The sequence below is a fragment of the Mesorhizobium sp. M0119 genome, assembly GCF_040322615.1.
In the GTDB taxonomy this organism is placed as follows: Bacteria; Pseudomonadota; Alphaproteobacteria; order Rhizobiales; family Rhizobiaceae; genus Mesorhizobium.
Window position 1 is genome coordinate 46,880 of the sequence record NZ_JAMYTU010000011.1, and the last position, 25,795, is coordinate 72,674.

At 62.7% G+C, this 25,795-nt stretch carries 18 protein-coding genes; 11 read left to right on the forward strand and 7 right to left on the reverse strand.

Annotation, left to right across the window (positions count from 1 at the left end; translation table 11 throughout):
* Window positions 1-52 precede the first annotated feature (52 nt).
* The 4 genes from NKJ40_RS13160 to gltX all read left to right on the forward strand — a co-directional run bounded on the left by NKJ40_RS13160 (window position 53) and on the right by gltX (window position 5,912).
* Window positions 53-1,768, forward strand: coding sequence for an NAD+ synthase (locus NKJ40_RS13160; RefSeq protein ID WP_352466387.1), 1,716 nt, complete (start codon window positions 53-55; stop codon window positions 1,766-1,768).
* Between the two features lie 26 nt (window positions 1,769-1,794).
* Entirely contained in the window at window positions 1,795-2,208 is a 414-nt protein-coding gene (locus NKJ40_RS13165) for a GNAT family N-acetyltransferase (protein WP_352466388.1), read from the forward strand.
* Window positions 2,209-2,599: 391 nt separating this feature from the next.
* Window positions 2,600-4,405, forward strand: a complete 1,806-nt coding sequence (locus NKJ40_RS13170; protein ID WP_352466389.1) for an ABC transporter ATP-binding protein — start codon at window positions 2,600-2,602, stop codon at window positions 4,403-4,405.
* A gap of 133 nt (window positions 4,406-4,538) precedes the next feature.
* Window positions 4,539-5,912, forward strand: coding sequence for a glutamate--tRNA ligase (gene gltX / locus NKJ40_RS13175; RefSeq protein ID WP_352466390.1), 1,374 nt, complete (start codon window positions 4,539-4,541; stop codon window positions 5,910-5,912).
* Here gltX and NKJ40_RS13180 read toward each other — a convergent pair.
* Together NKJ40_RS13180 and NKJ40_RS13185 are read right to left on the reverse strand one after the other, a co-directional pair.
* Entirely contained in the window at window positions 5,830-7,035 is a 1,206-nt protein-coding gene (locus NKJ40_RS13180) for a DUF2865 domain-containing protein (protein WP_352466391.1), read from the reverse strand. The genes gltX and NKJ40_RS13180 overlap by 83 nt on opposite strands.
* 85 nt (window positions 7,036-7,120) lie before the next feature.
* Window positions 7,121-7,303, reverse strand: a complete 183-nt coding sequence (locus NKJ40_RS13185; protein WP_352466392.1) for a hypothetical protein — start codon at window positions 7,301-7,303, stop codon at window positions 7,121-7,123.
* Between NKJ40_RS13185 and NKJ40_RS13190 the strand changes: the two genes are divergently transcribed.
* Window positions 7,302-7,922 (forward strand): DUF1287 domain-containing protein, encoded by a 621-nt coding sequence (locus tag NKJ40_RS13190; RefSeq protein ID WP_352466393.1) that lies wholly within the window; start codon window positions 7,302-7,304, stop codon window positions 7,920-7,922. The genes NKJ40_RS13185 and NKJ40_RS13190 overlap by 2 nt on opposite strands.
* Before the next feature lie 12 nt (window positions 7,923-7,934).
* Here the strand turns inward: NKJ40_RS13190 and NKJ40_RS13195 are convergent, their stop codons facing one another.
* The gene (locus tag NKJ40_RS13195) at window positions 7,935-10,259 is read right to left on the reverse strand and encodes an NADP-dependent malic enzyme (RefSeq protein ID WP_352466394.1); all 2,325 of its coding nucleotides are present in this window, start codon (window positions 10,257-10,259) and stop codon (window positions 7,935-7,937) included.
* Between the two features lie 171 nt (window positions 10,260-10,430).
* Complete coding sequence (locus tag NKJ40_RS13200; protein WP_352466395.1) at window positions 10,431-11,210, reverse strand: SDR family oxidoreductase; 780 nt, start codon at window positions 11,208-11,210, stop codon at window positions 10,431-10,433.
* Window positions 11,211-11,330: 120 nt separating this feature from the next.
* Here NKJ40_RS13200 and NKJ40_RS13205 point away from each other — a divergent pair, with 120 nt between their 5' ends.
* Both NKJ40_RS13205 and NKJ40_RS13210 read left to right on the forward strand, forming a co-directional pair.
* The gene (locus tag NKJ40_RS13205; protein WP_023720072.1) at window positions 11,331-12,152 is read left to right on the forward strand and encodes a UDP-2,3-diacylglucosamine diphosphatase; all 822 of its coding nucleotides are present in this window, start codon (window positions 11,331-11,333) and stop codon (window positions 12,150-12,152) included.
* Window positions 12,153-12,279: 127 nt separating this feature from the next.
* Window positions 12,280-13,497 (forward strand): MFS transporter, encoded by a 1,218-nt coding sequence (locus NKJ40_RS13210; RefSeq protein WP_352466396.1) that lies wholly within the window; start codon window positions 12,280-12,282, stop codon window positions 13,495-13,497.
* Here NKJ40_RS13210 and dgcA read toward each other — a convergent pair.
* The gene (dgcA, locus tag NKJ40_RS13215) at window positions 13,468-14,451 is read right to left on the reverse strand and encodes an N-acetyl-D-Glu racemase DgcA (RefSeq protein WP_352466397.1); all 984 of its coding nucleotides are present in this window, start codon (window positions 14,449-14,451) and stop codon (window positions 13,468-13,470) included. The genes NKJ40_RS13210 and dgcA overlap by 30 nt on opposite strands.
* Before the next feature lie 78 nt (window positions 14,452-14,529).
* Here dgcA and NKJ40_RS13220 point away from each other — a divergent pair, with 78 nt between their 5' ends.
* Genes NKJ40_RS13220 through NKJ40_RS13235 form a run of 4 tightly spaced genes read left to right on the forward strand, consistent with a single transcriptional unit; the run spans window position 14,530 to window position 18,615 of the window.
* On the forward strand, window positions 14,530-15,714 hold the full coding sequence (locus tag NKJ40_RS13220) for an MlaE family ABC transporter permease (protein ID WP_352466398.1): 1,185 nt from the start codon (window positions 14,530-14,532) through the stop codon (window positions 15,712-15,714).
* Between the two features lies 1 nt (window position 15,715).
* Entirely contained in the window at window positions 15,716-16,534 is an 819-nt protein-coding gene (locus NKJ40_RS13225; RefSeq protein ID WP_292660913.1) for an ABC transporter ATP-binding protein, read from the forward strand.
* A 13-nt stretch (window positions 16,535-16,547) separates the two neighbouring features.
* The gene (locus NKJ40_RS13230) at window positions 16,548-17,921 is read left to right on the forward strand and encodes an MlaD family protein (RefSeq protein WP_352466399.1); all 1,374 of its coding nucleotides are present in this window, start codon (window positions 16,548-16,550) and stop codon (window positions 17,919-17,921) included.
* A 37-nt stretch (window positions 17,922-17,958) separates the two neighbouring features.
* Window positions 17,959-18,615 carry an ABC-type transport auxiliary lipoprotein family protein gene (locus tag NKJ40_RS13235; RefSeq protein WP_352466400.1) on the forward strand — a complete coding sequence of 219 codons (657 nt, stop codon included), beginning with the start codon at window positions 17,959-17,961 and terminating at the stop codon, window positions 18,613-18,615.
* A gap of 40 nt (window positions 18,616-18,655) precedes the next feature.
* On the opposite strand, the gene NKJ40_RS13240 is transcribed toward NKJ40_RS13235, so the two are convergent.
* Complete coding sequence (locus NKJ40_RS13240; protein ID WP_352466401.1) at window positions 18,656-19,024, reverse strand: macro domain-containing protein; 369 nt, start codon at window positions 19,022-19,024, stop codon at window positions 18,656-18,658.
* Window positions 19,025-19,247: 223 nt separating this feature from the next.
* Window positions 19,248-25,655, reverse strand: a complete 6,408-nt coding sequence (locus NKJ40_RS13245; protein WP_352466402.1) for an apolipoprotein A-IV repeat region-like domain-containing protein — start codon at window positions 25,653-25,655, stop codon at window positions 19,248-19,250.
* Between the last annotated feature and the right edge of the window lie 140 nt (window positions 25,656-25,795).

Sequence of the window (25,795 nt, forward strand, 5' to 3'; positions counted from 1 at the left end):
GTCCAAACGAACGCCATTGCCCGACGAATTTTGCCGCGCTAAACCCACGGGCATGACAGATAAAACCGCTCCAGACATATTGCGCATCGCCGTCGCCCAGCTCAATCCGACGGTCGGCGACGTCGCCGGCAATCTTGCCAAGGCACGCGAGGCGAGGGCGGATGCCGCCCGCCAAGGCGCCGACCTCGTGCTGTTCACCGAGCTTTTCCTTGCCGGCTATCCGCCCGAGGATCTGGTTCTGAAGCCCGCCTTCCTGAAAGCCTGCGAACGGGCGGCGGAGGATTTCGCCCGCGATACGGCCGACGGCGGCCCGGGTTTCATCATCGGCACGCCGCTGAAGCGCAAGACCGGCACGCACAATTCGATCATCTTTGCTGATGGCGGCAAAATCCTTGCCGAACGCTACAAGCTCGATCTGCCGAATTACGGTGAGTTCGACGAGAAGCGCGTCTTCCAGGCCGGCCCCGAGATCCAGGGGCCGGTCAATTTCCGCGGCGTGCGTGTGGGAGTGCCGATCTGCGAAGACATCTGGGGCGAGGTTGCCGTCTGCGAGGCGCTGGCCGAAAGCGGCGCGGAAATCCTGCTGGTGCCGAACGGCTCGCCCTATTATCGCGGCAAGGTCGATGTCCGCCACCAGATCGTCATCCGCCAGGTCATCGAATGCGGCCTGCCGATCATCTATGCCAACCAGCTTGGCGGCCAGGACGAGCTGGTCTTCGACGGCGCGTCGTTTGCCATAGGTTCTGACAAGACGCTGGCCTTCCAGATGAGCCAGTTCGAGGAGGCGGTCAACGTCACCACCTGGAAGAGAAGCCGCGCCGCCGCAGGGGCGCAAAATGGAAATAATTCCGATGGTTGGGTCTGCACTGACGGACCGATGTCGAAAATCCCGGAGAAGGAGGAGGCCGACTATCGCGCCTGCATGTTGGGCCTGCGCGACTACGTCAACAAGAACGGCTTCAAGAATGTCGTGCTCGGCCTTTCCGGCGGCATCGATTCGGCGATCTGCGCGGCACTTGCTGTCGATGCGCTCGGCGAGGAACGGCTGCGCGCCGTGATGATGCCTTACCGCTACACTTCGAAGGACTCGCTCAAGGACGCCGAGGACTGCGCCCGCGCGCTCGGCTGCCGCTACGATATCGTGCCGATCTTCGAGCCGGTCGAGGGCTTCCTGCACACACTGACGCAGCTTTTCGAGGGCACCAAGGAAGGCATCACCGAGGAAAACCTGCAGAGCCGGGCCCGTGGCACCATCCTGATGGCGATTTCCAACAAGTTCGGCTCGATGGTGGTCACTACCGGCAACAAGAGCGAGATGTCGGTAGGCTACGCCACGCTCTATGGCGACATGAATGGCGGCTTCAACCCGATAAAGGACCTCTACAAGATGCAGGTCTATGCGTTGTCGCGCTGGCGCAACGCGCACGTGCCGCCGGGCGCGCTCGGCCCGTCCGGCGAGGTGATCCCGAACAACATCATCGACAAGGCGCCCTCGGCGGAGCTCCGTGAGAACCAGACCGACCAGGATTCGCTGCCGCCCTATCCAGTGCTCGACGACATATTGGAGTGTCTGGTCGAAAACGAGATGGGCGTCGACGAGATCCTTGCGCGTGGCCATGACCGGGCGACGGTGACGCGCGTCGAGCACCTGCTTTACGTCGCCGAATACAAGCGCCGGCAGGCGGCGCCCGGCGTGAAGATCACCAGGAAGAATTTTGGCCGAGACCGCCGCTATCCCATTACCAACCGGTTCAGGGATGGCGGGTAGGCGATTGGCTGCATAACGGTTTAGCCATGGCCAACTTTGAGATCAGCTTCGACCTGTCGCAGATCGACTTCCGGGCGACGTCCGACATTTTGAAGGAGAGCTATTGGGGCAGCGGCCGCAGCGATGAACTGCACCGCCGCGCCTTTGCCAACTCTTTGTGCGTCGGCGCCTATGTCGGCGGCAATCAGGTCGGCTTCGGCCGGGCGATCACCGACCGTACGGTATTTGCCTATCTCGCCGACATCATTGTCTGGCCCGGGTATCGCGGGCAAGGCATCGGAATCCGGCTTGTCCAGGCGCTTATCGATCATCCGGATTGCAAGACTGTCACGCATTGGAGCCTGTCGACCAACGACGCCCATGCGGTTTACGAGAAGCTCGGCTTCAGACCTTCCACCGACGGCCGCTATATGCGCCTCGACCGTATCACGGCAACCTAAACAGAGGCAGCGCACAACCCGCGATTGTTGCAAAATCGTCTCACTGCTTAGACCAGATGCGCTTTGGGCTATCTACTGACTTGGCGCGGCGTTGAGGCGTCTCTATAAACGCCTTTCCGCGATCCCCTTGGGGAGGACCGAAATGCCAGGATTTGACATCGTTATGCGAGGCCGCGAAGCCTAGGTCTCAATCGGCAAGCCAGAAGGTTCTTACCTTTGCGGCGAAGCCGAGCTGAGAACAGGCGTTCGTCGATGCCGGTCGCCGCCCGTATTCGGGCGAGCCGCCAAATGTGCCGAACCTCCGCATTCCTTGGGGGTTAATTCGCCCGACGCGGTTTTTTCAATTTTCGACCTTTTCCGGGATCGGGCTCGTTTGCGCCCGAATGACATCATGGCTCGTTTTCGAATAGATTTGCGCGCGGGCGCCTTTCGCAGCGTTCTTGGCTTCACGCTCAGCCATTGGCGGCGTCAGCCGTGGCGGCTTGCCGGCATTATGGGCGCGTTCCTGCTGTCGACCTTGGCCGACGTGCTGACGCCGCTCTATTCCGGTCGGCTGGTGGATGCCGTCGCCAGCAGTGCTGCGGCCGACGATGTTGCGTGGAACGCGGCGATGGCGGCCTTTTCGATGCTGGTGGCCCTGGCGCTCACCGGTGTCGTGCTGCGCAATCTCGCCTTCATGGCCATCGTCGAACTGACCCTGAAGATGATGGCGCATATCGCCGCCGACGCCTTCCACCGCGTCCAGCGCTTCTCCACCGATTGGCATGCCAACAGCTTCGCCGGATCGACGGTGCGCAAGATAACGCGCGGCATGTGGGCGCTCGACCTGCTCAACGACACGATCCTGATCGCACTGCTGCCGTCGGTCGTCATGCTCGTCGGCTCGACGCTGCTGCTTGGCTGGTTCTGGCCGCTGATGGGCGCGATCGTCGCCACCGGTTCGGTTCTGTTCATCGCGGTCACGACGATGCTGTCGCTTGGCTATGTCGCGCCTGCGGCAAGGCTTGCCAATGCGTGGGATACACGGCTTGGCGGCTCGCTGGCCGATGCGGTGAGCTGCAACGCCGTGGTCAAGGGTTTTGGCGCCGAGGAACGCGAGGAGACACGGCTTGCCGAGGTCGTCGCCAAATGGCGCGGCCGCACGCGGCGCACCTGGGTGCGCGGCACTGTCAACGGCACCACGCAAGGCACGATGCTGCTGCTTTTGCGGGCAGCGGTCATCGGGTTCTCCCTGCTTTTGTGGTCGTGGGGGCAGGCAAGTGCCGGCGACGTCGCCTTCGTGCTGACCTCATTCTTCGTGCTGCAAGGCTATCTGCGCGACATCGGCACGCATATTCGCAATCTGCAGCGCTCGATCAACGACATGGAGGAACTAGTCGACTTCCAGTCCGAACCACTCGGCATCGAGGATCGGCCCGGCGCCAAACCGATCCGGATCACCGATGGCCGTATCACCTTCGACAATGTCACGTTCCACTACGGTAGCCACCGTTTGCCGCTCTATCGCGACTTTTCGGTGGATATCGCGCCGGGCGAGCGGGTCGGGCTGGTTGGCCATTCGGGCTCCGGCAAGACGACGTTCGTCAAGCTGATCCAGCGCCTCTATGACGTGACTGCGGGAAATATCCTGATCGACGGCCAGGAAATTGCCGATGTGGCGCAGGCGTCGCTGCGCGCACAGATCGCGATCGTCCAGCAGGAGCCGATCCTTTTCCACCGGTCGCTGGCCGAAAACATCGCCTATGCCCGGCCGAGCGCCAAGCAGGCCGAGATCGAGCACGCGGCGCGGTTGGCCAGCGCGCACGACTTCATCGCCAATTTGCCGAAAGGCTATGGCACGCTGGTCGGCGAGCGTGGCGTAAAGCTGTCGGGTGGTGAGCGTCAGCGGGTCGCAATCGCACGCGCCTTCCTTGCCGATGCGCGCATTCTCATCCTCGACGAGGCAACGTCGAGCCTCGATTCGGAATCGGAGGTGCTGATCCAGCAGGCGATGGAGCGCTTGATGGTCGGCCGCACGACGCTGGTCATTGCCCACCGGCTGTCGACGGTGCGAGCGCTGGACAGGCTTTTGGTGTTCGATCGCGGCCGCATCGTGGAAGAGGGCTCGCATGACCAGCTAATCCGGCTGCAAGGCGGCATCTACCGCCGGCTGTTCGAACGCCAGGCGCTTGAACTGACCAAAGGCATGGTGATCTGACGGTTGCGGTGCCGCGCGTCTTGATAGGCGTGCGGCGCTGCAGTCTTTTCTTCGCCTTTGTCATGTTCTATGTCTGCCGCCGAGCGCGGGGGCGCGTCTTGTCAACAGCAAAACCATCCGGTACGCCCCGCTCATGACAGTTACCGTCCGTTTCGCCCCGTCACCGACCGGCCGCATCCATATCGGCAATGCGCGCACCGCTTTGTTCAATTGGCTGTTCGCCATCAAGAACAAAGGCCGCTTTATCCAGCGCTTCGACGACACCGACGTCGCCCGTTCGACGCAGGAATTTTCCGACGCCATCCTTTACGACCTGCATTGGTTGGGCATCTTCCCCGATGCCACGGAGTATCAGTCGCGGCGGGTCGAAATCTACGATGCCGCACTGGAGAGGCTGAAGGAGGCCCGCCTCGTCTATGCGTGCTATGAGACGCCTGAAGAGCTCGACCTGAGGCGCAAGGTGCGCCGCACGCGTGGCCTGCCGCCAGTCTATGGCCGCGAGGCGCTGACGCTGGCACCCGAGCAGGTCGCGGAATATGAGGCCGATGGTCGGCGGCCGCACTGGCGCTTTCTGCTGCCCAACTTCAGCAGCGATCCGCTGCAGCCGGAGCGCACCGAAATCCACTGGAACGACCTGGTGCGCGGCGAGGAGACCGTCGACCTCGCCTCGCTTTCAGATCCGGTTCTGCGGCGCGAGGATGGCACCTACCTCTATACATTGCCTTCGGTTGTCGACGACATCGAGATGGGCGTCAGCCATGTCATTCGTGGCGACGACCACGTCACCAATACCGGCGTCCAGATAGCCCTGTTCCGAGCACTTGGCGCGGAGCCGCCAGCGTTCGGCCACCACAATCTCCTGACAACGGCATCAGGCGAGGGACTTTCGAAGCGTACCGGCGCGCTGTCCATACAGAGCTTGCGTGAGAGCGGCATAGAGCCAATGGCGGTCGCTTCGCTGGCGGTGCTCGTCGGTACCTCGGAAAACATCGTGGCGGTGCCGACGATGGCTGAACTTGCCGAGCGCTTCGATCCGGCGGCAACATCGAAATCCGCCGCCAAATTCGACCCGGACGAGCTCTTCGTGCTCAACCGCACGCTGCTGCACCACATGCCCTTTTCCGAGGCGCGCGACCGGCTGATCGTGCTCGGCATCTCTGGCGAACAGGCCGAGCCTTTCTGGCTGGCGGTGCGCGGCAATCTCGACAGGCTGGCCGATGCAGCAATCTGGTGGCGCACACTTCGCGACGGTCCAGAGGAGCCGGCGGAGTTTTCCGACGATGACCGCGACTTTCTTCGCCAAGCGTTCGAACTGCTGCCGGAGGAGCCTTGGAACGGCACCGTCTGGAAAGACTGGACCGGCAAAATCCGAGCGGCGAGCGGCCGTAAGGGCAAGGCACTGTTCATGCCGCTGAGGCTGGCGCTTACGGGACAGCCTTCGGGTCCGGAGCTTGCAGAGCTGTTGCCGCTGCTGGGTCGGGAAGGAACGTTGGCCCGACGACCCTGACCTTGCGCTGTTCCGGCGGCGGCAGGGACGTCGGCGAGGGCACGGGTTTGACGGCAAGGCGTCTGATCGCCTCACGGTCGAGGCCGCCTTGCGCATTGGCCAGGGTCTCCGGGTCGGCGCCCGGATCAGGCCTGGCAACCGGCAGCGGAATGAACGGGGTGGTCTCCAGATTCGCTTCGGATCGTTCCGGGCTGGGCGGGTTGCCGGCGATGATTTCGAAATTCTGCGCGGCGTTGCAGCCGCAGGCCGGCGGCCGCGGCATGTCGGACTGCTTGTAGAGGTAGGCCGTCGGCAGTTCGATATAAGGCCTGCCGGTCACCGAAGACGTCATCGACGCCGAATCGCCGTTCATGCCGCGCGTGTAGAAAACCTGCATCTCGGTGCCGGGGCAGCTCGATTCGCAATTCTTCCGATCGCGCTCGAAATCGCCCAGCGAGGCCGCATTCGACATTGGGAAGAAATAACCGTCGCAGGTCCGCACGCACATGGTGCGGAATTCGCCTCGGGGCTGGCCCAACTCGTCGGCGTTGTTGAGCATGCTGCGGATGTTGCGCGGCTGACTTAGTTCTTCAGCCTGGTCGGGCTCGTCAGGCTGGTCGGGCGCACCGGGTTCACTGCCCAAAAGCTGGTCGAGCAGGTTTCCGCTGCCGTTTTCACCGCTGGCTTCGCGAACCGGTGCGAGCGTCGGCGGCGCCGCATCATCGCGGCAGCCATTGGCGTCGAGCGAGGCCAATATGCGCGCGCGATCGCGTCGCGAACCACCGCTGTCAAGCTCAGCGCGCTTGGCCTGCAAGGCGTCGAGATTGGCAGCCATGCGATCGATGGTGGCGTCGAGTGCTGCGCATACGTTGGCGTTGCGGCGAGATAGCGAAAAGCCGCAGCCGGCGCTGCTGGATTGGCTGACGGCCTTTGAAATCTGCTGGCGCTGCCGGGCGATCGCGTAGTCATATTTCCTGAGCAAGGCCGGCTTGCCGCCGCCACCGCGAGCAGCGGCGGCAAGATCGGCTTCAAGCTGGCGGCAGAGGCGGGAAGCGGCCTGCGCCTGAGTGACGGCAATGTCGCACAGTAGCAGGGCACCGACCAGCGCGGCCGCCCGCGTCAGCTTCCAACGTGCGCCCGTCATCCCTCCGGAACTCCGCCTGTCTGCCGTTCTGAAAGCTACCGCGCTTGCGGTTAAGCGTTTGTTTAGCATACCGCTGATTCCGGCTTCAGCCCAAATCGGCGATGGCTTGCGCCTTGTGCGCGGCTTCGACCACGACCAGCGCGTCATGTCGATCACGCCGCACGGCATACTCGGACATTGTCAGGACCGCGACATCCTGGCGTTGCACGAAAAAGGCGTATTCGCCCAGAAGAATGCCTGGATCCAGCAATGCCCGGAGGCTTGGCATGACCGCGATTACCCGTCGAGCCGCACTGCAATTTGGTCTTTTGTGCCTGGCGATGCCGGTTGCCATGGCGCAGGAAAAGCCCATCACGCCGGATTGGGGCACCAAATTGGTCGAAGCCGCCCGTGAGCAGATCGGCGTCACCACGCTCTACGATCCGACCTATACACGGCTGGCCTATCCGGGCGGGGACGTTGAGCCCGAGCGAGGTGTGTGCACGGATGTCGTGATCCGCGCCTATCGCCGCGCCTTCGATCTCGATCTGCAAGAATTGGTGCATGAGGATATGCAGGCCAATTTTGCCGCCTATCCGAAGGCTTGGGGCCTGAATGCGCCGGACCGCAACATCGACCACCGCCGTGTGCCCAATCTTGCGGTCTATTTCGAGCGGCGCGGTGCTGCCTTGCCCGTCAGCCAAGACCCCGCCGACTATCGGCCTGGGGATCTCGTCGCCCAGATGCTGCCCGGCAATCTGTCGCATATTGCCATCGTGTCGTCCAATCGCTCCACTGTGGTGCCGACAAGAACGTTGGTCATTCACAATATCGGCAGCGGAGCAAGGGAAGAGGACACTTTGTTTGCCTTCAGGCAGACAGGGCATTTCCGGTTCAAGCCAGTCTGAGAAAGCCCGCGGCTACCCCAGATCGACGATGGCTTGCGCCTTATGCGCGGCTTCGACCACGGCCAGTGCCGTCATATTGACGACACCGCGCGACGTCACCGACGGCGTCAATATGTGCGCCGGGCTGTCGGTGCCGAGCAGGATCGGGCCGACATGCAGCGCGTCCATCATCGTGCGTAGCGCGGTCAGCGTGATGTTCGCCGAATCGAGATTGGGGAACACCAGCAGATTGGCTTCGCCTTTCAGCCGCGAATGCGGATAGACGCGCTGGCGCAGCTGCTCCGATAGCGCCGAGTCGGCATGCATCTCGCCGTCGCATTGCAGGTCGGGCGCGATGCGCGCCAGGATCGCCGCCGCCTGCCGCATCTTCATGGCGCTTGGCGAATCGCGGGAGCCGAAATCAGAATGCGACAGCAGCGCTGCCTTGGGCTCGATGCCGAAACGCTGAATTTCCTCGGCCGCCAAAACGGTCATTTCCGCAATTTCTTCGGCGGTCGGGTCGACGGAGACATGGGTGTCGGTGAGGAAAATGATGCCGCGCTGCGAGATCAGCATGGAAAGCGTCGACAGGTCGCGATCCCTAATACCGGCGCGCGGTCCGATGATCAGCGTCACGTTGCGCAAATGGCGCTCGAAACGGCCTTCGAGGCCGCAGACCATGGCGTCGGCGTCGCCGCGCTTCAGGGCAAGGGCCGCGATCACCGTATTGTCGGTGCGCACCATGGTGCGCGCCGCTTCCGTCGTCACCCCACGCCGGCCGGCAAGCTCGATCAAAAGGTCGACATAGTGGCGGTAACGCGGATCGTCTTCCGGGTTGATCAAGCCGAAATCGACGCCCGGCTTGATGCGCAGCCCGTAGCGCTTCAGCCGCACCTCGATGACATGCGGGCGGCCGATCAGGATCGGTTCGGCAATGCCTTCCTCGAGCACGACTTGCGCGGCGCGAAGCACGCGCTCGTCCTCGCCGTCGGCATAGATGACGCGCTTGGCGCTCGACGTCTTAGCCATCGAGAACACCGGCTTCATGACTAGGCCGGAGCGGAAGACGAAGCGGTTCAGCTTGTCGATATAGGCGGCGAAATCGGTGATCGGCCGGGTCGCGACGCCGCTCTCGCAGGCTGCCTTGGCGACGGCAGGGGCAATGCGCAGGATCAGCCGCGGATCGAAAGGCGAGGGGATCAGGAACTCCGGGCCGAAGATCGGCGTCTCGCCGGAATAGGCACGGGCGGCGACGTCGGACGGCTCTTCGCGGGCAAGCGCTGCAATCGCTCGCACCGCCGCCATCTTCATCTCTTCGTTGATGGCGCTTGCGCCGCAATCCAGCGCGCCACGGAAGATGTAAGGAAAACAGAGTACGTTATTGACTTGATTGGGGAAATCGGAGCGGCCCGTGCAGATCATCGCGTCGGGCCGTGCTGCCCGTGCCGCTTCCGGCATGATCTCGGGATTGGGGTTGGCCAGCGCCAGGATCAGCGGCTTGGGCGCCATGTGGTGAAGCAATTCCGGCTTCAGCACGCCGGCGGCAGACAGGCCGAGAAACACGTCGGCGCCGGGCAGAACGTCGGCCAGCGTGCGCGCATCGGTCTCCTTCACATAGGGGTCTTTCCAGCGGTCCATCTCCTCGACGCGACCCTTATGGGCGACGCCGAACCGGTCGGTGACCCAGATGTTTTCGACCCGCGCGCCGAGCGAGACCAGAAGGTTGAGGCACGCAAGCGCCGCAGCACCTGCGCCCGACGTGACGATCTTGATGTCGGATATGGACTTGCCGGCGAATTCCAGCCCGTTGAGCACGGCGGCGGCGACGATGATGGCGGTGCCATGCTGGTCGTCATGGAAGACCGGTATGCCCATGCGCGCTTTCAACTGCTCCTCGACTTCGAAGCATTCGGGCGCCTTGATGTCTTCCAGGTTGATGCCGCCGAAGGTTGGTTCCAGCGCCGAGATCGTCTCGACCATGCGCTCGATGCCCGGTGCATCGATCTCGATGTCGAAGACGTCGATGCCGGCGAACTTCTTGAACAGCACCGCCTTGCCTTCCATCACCGGCTTGGAGGCGAGCGGTCCGATATTGCCAAGGCCCAGCACCGCCGAACCGTTGGTGACGACGCCAACAAGATTGGCGCGGGCTGTATAGTCGGCGGCGGTTGCCGGATCGTCGCGGATTTCAAGGCAGGGGGCGGCGACCCCCGGCGAATAGGCAAGCGCCAGGTCGCGCTGATTGCCGAGCGGCTTCGTCGCCTGGATTTCAAGCTTTCCGGGACGGGGGTGCTTGTGGAAATAGAGCGCTGCTTCGTCGAGGTCGGATCGCGCCGCCTTCTTGCTTTCGCCTATCATGCCGGGCCTCCTGCGATCCTGCCTTGAAGCCTTTTAGCATGCAGCATTGGTTTTTCACGACGCCAAATGACGCAACCGCCATTTTGCTTTGCGAAACGAGTAAAATCGATTTGTTTCAGTTAGTTGTGCTAAAATCCTGCCGTGCTATTCAGGTCTTTTCCTCTCCGCCGTTCAGAACGCGCTGACGTAGAGGCCGCCGTCGACCGGTATGTTCTGTCCGGTCAGGTAGCCGGCGTGAACCGAGCACAGGAAGGCGCAGATCTGGCCGAATTCCTCCGGCGTGCCGAGTCGCTTGGCCGGAACATTGGCCGCTGCTTGCGCCTTGCGCGCGGCGGCGGCGGCCGGATCTTCGGGCGTGCCGGCCTCGTGCGGGCCGCGCAGCCGGTCGGTGTCGAGCTTGCCCGGCAGCATGTTGTTGATCGTCACATTGCGGTCGATCACCGTCCGCGCGACGCCGGCGAGGAACGAAGTGAGGCCGGCGCGGGCGCCGGACGACAGGTCGAGGCCGGGGATAGGAACATAGACCGACAGCGAGGTGATGTTGACGATGCGGCCGAAGCCGCGCGCCGCCATGCCGTCGATCACGGCCTGAACCAGCTCGACAGGGGTCACCATGTTCTGGGTGACGCCCTCGAGGATCTTTTCGCGGTCGAGCGCACGGAAATCGCGAAACGGCGGACCGCCATTGTTGTTGACGAGGATGTCGGGATCGGGGCAGGCGGCAAGCAGCGCCTTCTGGACGTCGGGCTTCGATATGTCGCCGGCGATCTCGGTCACCTTGACGCCGAATTTCTCGCGCAGTTCAGCGGCGGTTTTGGCCAACACGTCGGCGTTGCGGCCGTTGACGACCAGATCGCAGCCTGCCTCCGCCAGTGCCATGGCGCAGCCGCGTCCCAGCCCCTTGCTCGAGGCGCAGACTATGGCCGTCTTGCCGCGAATGCCGAGGTCCATGGTGATTTTCTCCTCTGATTGCCGCGGCAACCTACCCGTATGGCTGGACCAATCGCAACCGTCATACGGTTGTTGCATGAATCGGGGCATAGCCTCAGGCGAAAGCAACGGTGACAAATGATGTCCGGCGCAGAGCCCCGCACTTTCCGCAGCATGTTCATCTCCGACGTCCATCTCGGATCGAAGGCAGCGAAGGCCGAGTTCCTGATCGATTTCCTGCGCCATCACGATGCCGATATCATCTATCTCGTCGGCGACATCGTCGACGGCTGGCGCCTGCGACGAAGCTGGCACTGGCCGCAGAGCCACAACGACGTGGTCCAGAAATTGCTGCGCAAGGCGCGCAAGGGCGCCAGCATCACCTACATCGCCGGCAACCATGACGAGTTCGCGCGCCAGTTCCAGGGCGTTCATTTCGGCGGCATTGTCGTTGCCGATCGTGCCATCCACGAGACTGCCGATGGCAAACGCCTTCTTGTCATCCATGGCGACCAGTTCGACACCGTCGTCCATAATGCGCGTTGGCTGGCCTATCTCGGCGACTACGCCTATGACGCGGCTATGCTGGTCAACCGCGTCATCACGCGCCTGCGCCAGGTGCTCGGCCTGCCTTACTGGTCGTTCTCGTCCTGGGCCAAAGTCAAGGTCAAGAAGGCGGTGAATTTCATCGGCTCGTTCCAGACCGTGCTGACCGAGGAGGCGCGCCGCTCGCATGTCGACGGCGTGATCTGCGGGCACATCCACCATGCCGCGATCGAAAGCTACGAGGACGTGCAATACATCAACACCGGCGATTGGGTGGAGAGCTGCACGGCGGTGGTCGAGCATTTTGACGGCCGGATGGAGATCCTGCACTGGGCGCATGTCCTGCCGGAGACTCCGGTCGGCAGCGAGGTGCTCGTGCCGATCGACATCAAGGGCAGGGCAGTCCAGGCGGCTTGACGAAATGCGGCCTCATCTCGCTTTAATCGGTTAGTCCAGCGGTTTCATCGACTTTTTCGCCGTGTTAAGCAGCGGCAGGTGTGGCGGGCCGACCCGGCTGAATGCCGTGCCGACGGATCGCCTGTTAATGTCCTCGCTGCCGCCGTTTTCGCCCGAACAGCTCGTCAAGCCACGCCATTTCGAACTGCGCATGAGCTTGATCTTCTTTACGCTCTTCGTTCCGCTCGGGACGCATGTGCCGTATTTCCCGCTGTGGCTGCAGGCGAAGGGGTTCCACGCCGAGCAGATAGCCGTGATCCTCGCCGCGCCGATGTTCCTGCGCGTGGTGACGACGCCTCTTCTTACCGCGCTGGCAGACAAAGCGAGCGACCGCGCCAATGTCTATGTTGCGCTGGTCGCCGCATCGCTGATCCTGTCCGCCGGCTACTTCCTGCCGCCGACCTACGCCACGGTACTTGCCGTGTCCCTGGCCCTGACGGTCGTCTGGACGCCGCATTCGCCGATTGCCGATTCGCTCGCCCTTTCAGGTGTTCGCCGCTTCGGCTCGAACTACGCCGGCATGCGCAAATGGGGCTCGATCTCCTATCTCTGCGCCAATCTCGCCGGCGGTTTCATCCTCTCGGCAAGCGGTGCGCAGGCTGTCCCGGTGATCATCTTCGCGGCGCTGTGTGCCGCGCTAGCCGCCGGACTGATCGCGCCGCGCCTCGGCCGTCCGCGCCGCGCCTCGCCGCTTTCCGCCGCTGATATGCAGCAATCGGTACCGAAACTCCTGAACCCTTATTTCCTCTATTTTTCGACGGGTGTCGGCGTCATCACCGCCAGCCACGCATTTCTCTACGGCTTCGTGTCGATCTACTGGAAGTCGATCGGCATCACTGATTCGGTTGTCGGGCTGCTGTGGGGGTGGGGCGTCGTCGCCGAGATATGCATGTTCGTCGTCTTCACCCGGGCTTTCGCCTCCTTCTCGGTCGTCTCGATCATGCTGATTGCCGGGATAGGCGCGATCGTGCGCTGGATCGCTTTCCCTCTGATCTGGCCGCTTGGGCTTGGCGTTGGCGGGTTTTTCGCGATCCAGACACTGCACGCCGTCTCGGTGGCACTGGTGCTGATCGGCCTGCAAAAGATGATCGGTGAGACAATCGCGGAAGAACGCACCGGGGCGGCGCAAGGCATCGCCTATTTCTCCAATGGTTTCTTCATGGCGGTGGCAACGCTGATTTCAGGTCCTCTTTACGATCGCTTCGGCGCGAATGGCTTCTTTGCGATGATCCCCATTGCCCTGACGGGCCTGACGCTGATCGGGCTTGCCGCGCGTTCAGCCCCACAGAGCCGGCTCGGGCGGTGATACCAGCGAACCTTGGTAGACCAGACCTGGAACGCGGTCGCGGGCTAGCAGCAACGGACCGTCGAGATCGACGAAATCGGCATCCTGCGCCAATAGCACGGCCGGCGCCATCGCAAGTGACGTGCCGACCATGCAGCCGACCATGACGCCAAGACCCAGTTCGCGGGCGCGGTCGCGAAGCGCGAGTGCTGCGGTCAGGCCACCCGATTTGTCGAGCTTGATGTTGACGGCGTCGTAAAGGCCGACAAGCGCGTCGAGGTCCTTCGCCTCGTGCACGCTTTCGTCGGCACAGATCGGCACCGGATGCGCGATGTGGCGAAGAATACCGTCATGTCCCGCCGGCAGCGGCTGTTCGATCAAGGCGATACCGTGCTCGGCGGCAAACGCGAGGTTTGCGACGATATTGTCGTCATTCCAGCCCTCATTGGCGTCGAGAATGATTCGGCTGTCCGGTGCCGCCGCCGTCACTGCACGGATGCGGGCGATGTCGTTGTCGCCGCCGATCTTGACCTTGAGCAGCGGGCGCTGGGCGTTGGTGCGGGCCTGCGCCGCCATCGCCTCCGGCTCGGCGAGCGACAGTGTGTACGCCGTCTGAAGCGCCCGTAACGGAACGGTTCGTATCGTATGCGCCACCGGTGTTCCGCTGATCTTCGCTTCCAGGTCCCAGAGCGCGCAGTCGATGGCGTTGCGTGCCGCGCCGGCAGGCATGGCACCGAGCAGGGCGATGCGGCTGATGCCGTGCGCGATCTCACTGCGCATCGCCTCGATCGCGCCGCGCACACCCTCCATGGTCTCGCCATAGCGCTTATAAGGGACGCATTCGCCGCGCCCTGTACGGCCGTTTTCGGCAATGGCGCAGGAAATCACCTCAGCTTCGGTCTTCGAGCCGCGCGAAATGGTGAATGTCCCGGCGATGGGAAAGCGCTCGGCCTCGACCGAAATGACACGCGCCATATTTTTCTGCTCCGGCTGTGCAACAAGGAGGATGTTGGCAAATCGACAGGTCGGCCCCGTCAGGCTAAACAGGACGCCATGTTGACCATCCGCAAACGCGACGCAAGCGGCCCTGCCAAGGAGTCCGACCACCAGCCGCGCATCGCGATCGGCGAGGAGGGCGACGTTCTCGGCTGCGCTTTCTCGGGAACCTGGACGACACGTACCGTGGCGCTGGTCGATGCCGAGATGCGCAAGATCGAAAAGCGCGGCGGTTTCAAGACGCTGGCGCTCGACCTTTCACAAATCGAGAAGATGGACACTGCCGGGGCCTGGCTGATCGACCGCCTGGTCAGCAGCTTCGAAAAGAAGGGCGTCGAGATCACGACGCAGGGGCAAAGCGAGATTGCCTCGATCCTGCTTGGCGCCGTCGGTGATGCGGTTCGACGCGAGCCCGAATCAGGTCCGGCAAAGCCGCCCAACTTCATCATTCGTGGGCTCGAGGCGGTTGGCCGGCGTGTTTATGAGATGCGCGACGATTTCCTGGCCGCAATGAACATCCTCGGCGCCACGATACGCGGCTCGCAGATGAAGCTTGGCCGCGGCCATGGCGTCAATATGGCGGCGATCTTCAACCAGATCGATCGCATGGGCGTCGGCGCCATACCGGTAGTCGTGCTGATGTCGGCTATCGTTGGCGCAATCGTTGCCCAGCAAGGCGCCTATCAGCTCAGCTATTTCGGCGCCGACATCTTCGTCGTCGACCTGGTCGGCGTGCTGATCCTGCGCGAGCTCGGCGTGCTGATGACGGCGATCATGATCGCCGGCCGCTCCGGTAGCGCGATCACCGCCGAGATCGGCTCGATGAAAATGCGCGAGGAGGTCGATGCGCTGAAGGTCATTGGCCTCAATCCCATCGGCGTGCTGGTGTTTCCGCGGTTGGTCGCGCTGGTGATCGCACTGCCTTGCCTGACGATCATCGCCAACTTTGCCGCGCTCGGCGGCGGCATTCTGGCTGCATGGCTCTACTCCGATATTGCACCGGCAGCGTTCATCGACCGGCTACGTGTCGCAATCGACCTCAGCACCATCTTTGCCGGCCTGATCAAGGCGCCGTTCATGGCCATGATCATCGGCATAATTGCCTCGGTCGAGGGCATGAAGGTTGGCGGCAGCGCCGAATCACTTGGCCAGCATGTGACCGCCTCAGTGGTGAAGTCGATCTTCGTGGTCATTATCCTCGACGGGCTTTTCGCCATGTTCTATGCAGCGATCGAGTTCTGACATGGCGCTGCCGGGCACAAATACGACCAAGGTGGCCGAGAAAGCCAAAGAAGACGAGATCGTGCTGTCGGCGCACGACATCACGGTGTCGTTCGCCGACCAGGTCGTTCTCGACAAATTGACGCTCGATATCTGGCGCGGGGAGATTCTCGGCTTCGTCGGCGCCTCCGGTGCCGGCAAATCTGTTCTCTTGCGCACCATCCTTGGTTTGACGCGCAAGCAATCGGGAACAATCAAACTGTTCGGGGTCGACGTCGAGAAGGCAACCGAAAGGGAGCGCCTTCGCATCGACATGCGGCTTGGCGTGCTGTTCCAGCATGGGGCCCTTTTTTCAGCGCTGACGGTCCTCGAAAACGTCCAGGTTCCGATGCGCGAATATCTCGATTTGCCGAAGAAGCTGATGGACGAACTTGCCATGCTCAAGGTCGAGCTGGTCGGATTGCCTCCGGATGCGGCGCAGAAATTCCCCTCTGAGCTCTCCGGCGGCATGATCAAGCGTGCCGCCTTGGCGCGCGCCCTGGCGCTCGATCCGGATATCGTTTTCCTCGACGAGCCGACGTCCGGGCTCGATCCGATCAGCGCAGCTGAGTTCGACGAATTGGTCGTCAAGCTGCGTGATACGATGGATTTGACCGTGTATATGGTCACGCACGATCTCGACACGCTGTTTACGGCGTGCGACCGCGTGGCGGTGCTTGGCAACAAGAAAGTGCTGGTCGAGGGCACGATCGACGACATGCTCAGGAGCGAGGAACCCTGGGTAAAATCCTATTTCCGCGGAAAACGCGCCCGGCAACTTGATCTTGCGACGCGCGCATAGCCATAAGTGAGCGATGGAAACCAGGGCCAACTACGTCATTGTCGGCATTTTCACGCTGGCCGCGATCCTCGCGGCTTTCGCTTTCGTCTATTGGACGGCGGCAATCGGCGAAAAGGGTGAGACGACGGTGCTGCGCGTGCGCATTCCAGGCTCCGCTTCGGGGCTTGGCCGTGGCAGCTTCGTGCTGTTCAATGGCGTCAAAGTCGGCGACGTGCGTCGTGTCTATATCGACGTCGACAATCCGACCGCTGCTATCGCCGACACAGAAATAGACCGGAATACGCCTATCACCAAGTCGACGCAGGCCGATATCGGGCTTGCCGGCCTCACCGGCCAGGCCAACATCGAGCTCAAGGGCGCCGACCCCAAAGAGCCAAAACTTCTCGATGAGGCGGAAAAGGAAGGCCGTGTCGCCGAGATCGTTGCCAACCCGTCGGCGGTCACCAATCTGCTGCAGACAGCGCAGAACATCTTCACCCGCGCCGACAAGGTCCTTTCGGAGCTCGAAGGCTTCACCAAGGATGTTCGCGGGCCGCTGACGCAGACCGTCGCCAATGTCCAGACCTTCTCCGATGCACTGGCCAGGAATTCGGACGGCGTCGACAAGTTCCTGGCCAGCGTCAGCTCGCTGGCGGACGAATTGAAGGGTGTTTCGGGCAAGCTCGACGGCACCCTGAAGGCGGCGGAAGGGCTACTCAACGCCGTCGACAAGGACCAGATCAAGAGCATCGTCGCCAATGTCGACACGGTCACTTCCAACCTCAAGGAAACCAGCAAGCAGTTCGACACGGTCATCAAGAACGTCGACACTGCGGTCGGCTCGATCAACGACTTCGCCCAGAAGACGCAAGGCACGCTGGCCAAGGTCGACGGCGTTCTCGACGGCATCGATCCGGCTGAGGTTCGCACCGCGCTGGCCAATATCCAGAAGGCCAGCGAAAACGCCAACGAGGCTGCCGCCGACATTGCCAAGGTGACCAACAAGTTCGCCAACCGAGCCGACGACATCGATGAAACCATCAAAGACGCGCACCAGCTCGCAGGACGCCTCAACGATGCCTCGGTGCGAGTCGACGGCATCCTTGCCAAGGTCGACAAACTGCTCGGCTCCGGCCAGGCCGACGGCGTCATGGCCGACGCCAGAGCGACGCTGAAATCGTTCAAGCAGGTCGCCGATACGCTGAACGCCCGCCTCGGTACCATCACCGACAATCTGGCGCGATTCTCGGGACAGGGGCTGCAAAACGTCGAAGCGCTGGTCCAGGACAGCCGTCGTTCGATCACCCGCATCGAAGAGGCGGTAACCGATCTCAGCCGCAACCCACAAAGGATCTTGTCCGGCGGCGAGGGCGAGGTCCGGCAGTTCGACGGCAGGGTGCGCCGTTGACTTCGATCCCCGACCACCGCAAGAACATAGCTTGCAGATGCGCGTTGTTTCCACGATCCGGGGGGGATCGCGTTTGAAGTCGATCAGTTCAGGCAGCATCACATCGGGTGGGTCTAAGGTTTGGGCGGTGTTGCTGGCGCTTTCGCTACCAAGCTGCGCGGCCTTGCCTGGCGGCAGACCGGCGCCGCTGGATACGTTCGAGCTTTCGGCGCCGTCGCTGGAAGCGCGTGCCCACAGCCGTCGCCAGATCCTCATCGCCCAGCCGTCGGCGCTCAAGGCGCTGGATAGCCAGAACATCGTCATCAAGCCATCGCCGCGCTCGATCCAGTATCTCAAGGGCGCGCAATGGGCCGACCGGCTGCCGATGATCGTACAGGCGCGGCTGGCAGAGACGTTCCAGCGCTCGGGCAGCTTCACCGGCGTCGGCAAGCCAGGCGAGGGGCTGGCGATCGACTATCAGGTGATCGTCGAGATCCGCTCGTTCGAGGTGCGTGTCGATGGCGGCGAACATGCCGAGGTCGAGCTGTTCGTGCGCCTGTTGAACGACCGCAACGGTGAAGTGCGCGCTTCGAAGACGTTTAGCGCCCTCGCGCCCGTTTCGGGCGGCGGCAACCAGGCCTATGTCGGCGCGCTCGACGCCGCGTTCGGCGATGCGGCCGGGCAAATCGTCCGCTGGACCGACACTGTGATCTGAACCGGGCTAGCTGCTATGAGGCGGCTGAGATCGAAGCAGCTCACGGAGCGTATTCGACAAGCCTATGATCTTCGCCCGCGAGTTCATCGTTGATGATTGACACTATGGTTTCCCAATCACCTCCAGCCAGCCCCGCACCAATTTTCGGGTAACCGATTCTTTTGCCCGCGAATCTACCTTTGACGGCCTGCATGACTTTTCGGATTGCCTGGTAGTCGGCTTTCACGCCTTTGCCCTGCCAATGGAACTGGGTGTAGCCGTTGACGACCTGGAAAGTGCGGCTGCCTCGCTTGATTTCGGCAACGGATATGCTTCCCAGCTTGGCTGGGTCGCCCTTCAATGTCGCGCAATCCGCAGCATATGCTTCGGGAAAACGCTGCTTTATGGAAAGAGCAATTCCTTTGCCCATTTGGCACTAGCAGTTGCATCCATGCACAATGACATCGAACGTTCCGTCGAGCGCAAGCTGGAGCAGATCACCGCGAATTGTCTGCATTGCCACGAGATCCCAGCCTCTGCTCCTAGGCGCAAACATCCGGCCAAATCAAGAGATTTGCAGAGTTGGACTATCTTTTCAGTATCGGGTTCAAACGGAAAGGGCAGAGCGCCCTTTCTGTTTTTCTGTCGCCCTCTTAGTGCAGGCGGCCGCTGGCGTGGGCCAGCATGGTGTAGACCTTGCCGGTATCCGACGTCAGGTAGGTCTGCGCCATGATGTTGTCGCGGTCGTTGCGCGACACATCCTTGAGCAGCTTTTCGAAATCATCGCAGTAACGATCGACAGCAGCGCGGAACTCCGCCTCCGACTGATATTTGCGGCGGATCTCGTCGAATGTCTGCTGGCCCTTCAGCGTGTAAAGTCGGCGCGTGAAGACGTCGCGCTCGCCGCGCCGGTAGCGGTTCCACAGCTCGATCGAGGCATCGTGATCGATGGCGCGTGCGATATCGACCGAGAGCGAGTTCAGCGATTCCACGACATGAAGCGGCGAACGCGCAGCGGGAGCCGGGCGCGGCGCTTCGGCAGCCGCCGCCGCCGGTCTGGCGTCGTCTTCGCGCGATGCACCGGTCAGGAGGTCGCGCACCCAGCCGCCTTGTGGCGTACGGCCGTTGGGGTCGCGCTGGCGCGGCGCTTGGTCTGCGGGACGTTCGAGGTCGAGCGTGCCGCGCAGCGCCGTCTCGCCCGAAGGCGCCTGCGGTGCACGGCGCTGTTCCGGAGCCGGAGCCGGGCGACGTGGCGGTTCGGCGGCGCGTGCGGCAGGTGCTGGCGGCGCCGGACGCAGGTTGCGCTGTTCCGAACTGTCGGTGCTGCGGCCAGATTTCGCAACGATTTCAGAAAGTTCCTTCAGCGCGTTGATCTGCTCGGAAACGGCACGGCGGATAGCCGTGGTTGATTCCTTTGCCTCTTCCGGCATCTCGATGACGCCTTTCTTGAGCTCGGCCCGGGTGAGATCGAGCTCGCTCTTGATCGAGCCGGCGGTGCGCCGCATCTCCTCGGTCGCATCGGCAAAGCGCTTGGTGGCCGAATCGACCACTTCGGAAATCGCGGTGCGGATCTTGTCGGCGGATTCCAGCGTCTTGCCTTCGGCGTTCTGCAGCGTCTGGCCGACCAGGTTCTCGAACGAGCGCATAACTCTTTCGAGATCTTCCGATTTCTTGACAAGGCCGACGGCGAGGTCTTCCAGCGACGATTGCCTTTCGAGCGTGTGCTCGAGATTGCTCTGGGCCGAGCTCAACAGGTCCGAGGCACTGGAAAGTAACCGGCTGTGCTCGTCGAACTTGGTGGCGATAGAGGCAACCTCGCGCAAGGTCGAGGACGACAGCTCGGTGAGCCGCGTCGTGTTCGAATCGACCAGACGCGCCGAGCTGGCGAAGGTCTGCGCCGTCTTTTCGGTAGTCGCTGCGAAGCTTTGCGTGCTGCCGGTCAGGCGTTCGTCAACCTGGCCGAGATTGGTCGCCGCCTGCTCGATCAATTGACCGAGCTGCGAGCTGGAGGCGGTCATGCGGCCGATGAGATCGGCAACGCTGTCGGCAAGCGTCGAGCGCGCGCCTTCGACGGCCGACAGGGTTTCGGCCGTGCGGCTGGCGAGGGCGTCGACGAGGGCGACGTTTTGAGTGCGCAGCTTCTCGGTCGCACGTTCGGTGACTTCTTCCATGCTCTTTTGCAGCTCGGAGCCGCCCTGGGCGAAGCGCTCGACCAGAGGCCGTGCCGTCTCGTCCAGGATTTTCGATATTTCGGCCGAACGTGCCGCAAGCATCGTACTGAGCTCGCGAGTATTGGCACCGATGGTCTTTGCAGCGTCGTTGGTGCTCTGGCCGATATGCTGGCCGACCGCGGTGAAGGTTTCGGCGATCGTGTTGGCACGCGAGACCAGCTGCGCCTCGGCATTCGAAACCTGTTCGTTGAGCTTTTGGCCCATTGTCTCGGCGGAGTAGGCGAGGCGGTTCTCGACGCTGGCGACCTGCTCCTCGACGCGGGCGGCTGTAACAGCAGCACTCGATGCCAGGCGTTCGTCGGCACCGGCAAGCACCTGCTCGATTTCACGGGCATGGACGGCGAGTTCCTGGCCAGTCTGCCTGGCGCGTTCGGCAACCCGCTGCTCGGTGCTGGTGAAGGCGCCGACAATGGTGTCGGCATGTTCGCCGATGGCGGTGCTGCTGTCGGCGATACGGGACACCAGGCGATGATCCGCCTCCTCGAAGATGCGGCCGATCTCGGACGCGCGGGCCGAAAGTGCTTCGGACCCTTCGGCAATACGCGAGATAAGTTGCTGGTCGGCGGCATCGAAAATGCGACCGAGGTCCGACGCGCGTGCCGCGAGAGCTTCGGCGGATTCGCCGATGCGCACGCCCAGCCGCTCGTCGGCTGTTTCGAAATTGCGCAGGATGTCGCCGGCACGTGCAGCCAGCGACTGGGCCGTTTCGATGGCGCGAGAGACCAGCCTGTGGTCCGCCGCGTCGAAGGTGCCGGCAATCTCACTTGCTCTGGCTGCCAGCTGATCGGCTGTCTCCTGGGCACGCGCCAGCAAGGTGTTCGACGTGTCGTCGACGCGGGCAATCAGTGCGCTCGACGTATCCTCGGCGCGCGCGGCAAGGCGACGATCCGCCTCTTCAAAGGTGCGGGCGATGTCCTCCGCCCTGGCGAGCAGGGCCGCCGAGGTCTGCTCGGCGCGCTCGGCGATCTTGCGGTCGGCATCGCTGAATGCCGCGCCCGCCTGCTCATGCAGCGCACTGGTGACTTCCATGACCTTCTCGCGCAGCGCCCCGGCGACGAAGACCGCGCTTCTTTCGAGCACACTGCGAACGTTGTCGACACCCGTCGACAGCGCCCGCTCCATGGTGCTGGCGCGCTCCTCGATGACGCCTGTCTGCCGGCTGAACACCTGCTCGATCTTTTCTACGTCGGCAGCGATTGCATCGGAGATGTCGGTGCTCCTGGCGGCGATCTGGTCGATATGGCCGGACAGCGAACGGTCGACATCCTTGCGCGTTTCGGCGAGCCTGGAGAGATCATCCTGCAATGCGCGGGTCAGCATGTCGCGACCCTCGCTCAGCTTGCCGACATGACCGGCGACGATCTCGTCCACCTCGCTGCGGCTCATTGCAAGCCTCTCCAGATCGGCTTCCAACGCGCGCCTGAGGATGTCGCGGCCTTCGGCCAGTTTCTCGACATGGCCGGCAACCAGCCCATCGATGCTCGAACGGCTTTCGGCCAGCTTGGCGAGATCGTCCTCGAGCGCCTTCGACAGCGTCGAGCGGTCCTGGACAAGCTTCTCTGCGTGGGTTGCGACAAGGTTGTTGACATTGCCGAGATCGGCTTCCAGGGCACGCGAAAACTGTGCGCGATTGTCGGTCAATAGCTGCGACTGATCGGCGATGGCGCCCCTGATCGTGCTGAGATCGGCCTCCAAGGCCCGCTTGAGAATGTCGCGGCCTTCGGCCAGTTTCTCGACTTGGCCGGAAACCAGTCCGTCGATGCTCGAGCGGCTTTCGGCCAGCTTGGCAAGATCGTCTTCCAGCGCGCGCTTGAGGATGTCGCGACCCTCGGCCAGCTTCTCGACCTGGCCGGAGACCAGCCCGTCGATGCTCGACCGGCTCTCTGCCAGCCTGGCGAGATCGTCCTCGAGCGCCTTCGAAAGGGCCGAACGGTCGTCGGCGAGCTTGTTCATATGATCGGAGACGACGCCCCGCACGGCCTCGAGATCGGTCTCCAGTGCCCGCGACAGCTGACCGCGATCCTCCGCCAGCTTCTCGGATTGACTGGCGATGACGCCCTTGACGGTGCTCAGATCGGCTTCGAGCGCGCGCTTGAGGATGTCGCGGCCCTCGGCCAGCTTTTCGACCTGTCCGGCAACCATCACATCGATGCTCGAGCGGCTTTCGGCCAACTTGGCGAGATCGTCTTCGAGCGCCTTCGAAAGGGTCGAACGGTCCTCCGTGAGCTTGTTCATGTGATCGGAGACAACGCCCCGCACAGCCTCCAGGTCGCTCTCCAGTGCCCGTGACAACTGGCCACGGTCTTCCGCCAGCTTTTCGGACTGGCTGGCGATGACGCCCTTGATCGCGTTCAGGTCCGATTCAAGCGCGCGCTTGAGGATGTCGCGGCCTTCGGCCAGCTTCTCGACCTGGCCGGCAACCAGCCCATCGATGCTCGACCGGCTTTCGGCCAACTTGGCAAGATCGTCTTCAAGCGTCTTCGAAAGCAGGCTGCGGTCATCGGCGAGCCTGCCAGAATGATCGGCGATCAGGCTCCTGATGTCGGACAGGTCGTTATCGAGCGACTGAGAAAGCCCGCTGCGGTCTTGCGCCAATTTCGCCGAATGCGCCTCGATGAGGCCATTGATGCCGGCGATGTCGGCTTCCAGCGCACTGGCGAGTATGGCGCGACCCTCGGCGACCTTTTCGACTTGACCGGCGACAAGGCCGTCGATGCTGGCGCGACTCTCTGCCAGCTTGCCGAGGTCGGCCTCGAGCGCGCGCGAAAGAATGCTGCGGCCTTCAGCGAGCTTGCCGACGTGCCCGGCAACCATTTCATCAATTATCGTGCGGGCTTGCACGAGTTTTCCAGAGTCTTCGTTCAAGGCCTGGGCAAGCCTGTTGCGACCCTCTTCAAGGCTTTCGAGATGGCTGCCCAGCGAAGCGTCGATCGCTGCGCGCGACTCGTTGACCTTGCGCAGATCCTCTTCAAGGGCGCGCGAGATCATGCCGCGGCCTTCGGCAAGCTTCTGCACCTGGTTGGCCACCGCTGCGTCGATTTCGGCGCGACCCTCGGCGAACTTCGCCAGATCGGCCTGCATTGCCGCCGCCATCCGGTCGCGGCTTTCGGAAAGCTTGCGGCTGTGGTTTTCGACGGCTTCCTCGATACCGGCGCGAGCATCGGCAAGCCGCTGGATGTCCGTATCGAACGAACGCGATACGACATGGCGCGCCGCCTCCATGCGCCCGGCGAAATCGCCGGCGCGGGCTTCAAGCATGGTCGAGGTCGATGAAATGATGTCGGCCATGTCGGCGCCGATCTGGGTCTTGCCCTGATCGATCATCGCCGACAGCGTCTCCTTGCTATCCTGGAAGGTGTGGGCGATTTCGCGCGCGCGCTCGACCAGCGTCTCGTTGATCTGGCGTGCGCGAGCCTCCAGCGCGGCGTTGAGCTTCTGCGTACCGGTGTCGAGCGCCTCGGCGCGGGTCTGGAACTCGCTGATAAGCGCCTGGCCACGTTCAGCAAGCGTCCGCTCGATGCCGTTAAGGCTGGCTTCGAATTCGGAATTGAGTGTGCGGGCGGCACCGCCGAGCAGCGACACCATGCCGGTCGTGCGGTCGTCGAGCAGGTCGGTCAGCGACCGCGTCAGGCCATCGGTGGTGTCCGTCAGCTTGGCGATGCGGGTGTCGAGCAGGCTGGCGAAGGCCTCGCCCGACGTCGACAGCCGGTCGGTGATCGATTCGAGCCGGCCTTCGACCGAATCGAAGATCGACATCGAGCTCCCGTTGATCCTGTCGATCAGCGTGTCGCCGGATTCGTTGATCGTCATCGACAGCTTGGTCGAGGCGTTGAGAATGCTGTCGCGAATGATATCGCTGGCGGCGTTGATCTCGTCCTTCAGCGTCTCGTGGGCGCCGGTGATCGAGGCGCGCACGCGCTCGGCATGGGTGACGACCGCTTCGCGCTCGCTGCCCAGCCCATCGACCAGCGAGCGGATGCGGGACTCGTTCTCCGAATAGGAGCGCTCGATCTGGTTCACTTCGCTGTGAACCAGCGTTTCGAGCTCGACGGCACGCGCAAGCGTGCGTTCGATGCCTTCGCCCATGGCCGCCACCTCGCGGCGAACCGCTTGGCCGATCATCATGACGCGATCCTGGGCAAGATTTTCCGGCTCGGCCAGACGGAAGGCCACCTCGGTCATCGACTGCGCGGCAAGGCGCATCTCCTGAGCACGGCGAATCATCACTGCGAATGCCCAGAACAGGATCACGGGCACAATTGCCGCGACCGCCAGGCCGATCAGCTCGGGACGGGCGAAAAACTGATCGAAGGTGCGGATGTTCCAGATGCCAGGTCCGAACAACAGGTTCGCAAGGCCACCAGCGCCGGCGATCCAGGCCAGCGAAACGAAAGCCACGACCCAATAGATCGTGTTCGAGGCGCGCCGATTGAGGGTGTGCAGGAGCGTCTTATAGTCTTTTTGACGATCGTCGTTGGCCGGCGAGAAAGCTGCCGGCTGCGAGCCATTGCGCGTTGCGACAGGACGCAACTCAGCCGGCTTGGCTTTCGGCGCGGGGTTTATGTTCTGGCTTTGATTGGCGGCAGGTGCTGCGTTCTGGGCTTGGTCGGGGGCAGGCGCTTCGTTCTGGCTGCGACCTTCGTTCTGGCTGCGACCTTCGCGCGCCAGTTCGTCGGCGGCTTGCGATATTTGCGCTTCCAGATCTTCCATGGATGCCGCGATGTCGAAGTCGCCGCCGGCATCGCCGCTCAGATCGATATCAAGTGCCTTTTCGAGTTCCCTGGCTACGTCGCTGTCGAGCGTTCTTGTCGTCGTTGGTTTCTTCGCCATGCCTTCGCTACCCTGTACAAGCTGCCGCGGGACTTATGGTTCTGCTTATTGATTCTGCCTAGCGTGTCCCGCGCAGGAGGCTGAAAATGGACCTGTCGTATCGTAATGACACAGCCGGGTAAAGAAAACATGCATTCCGC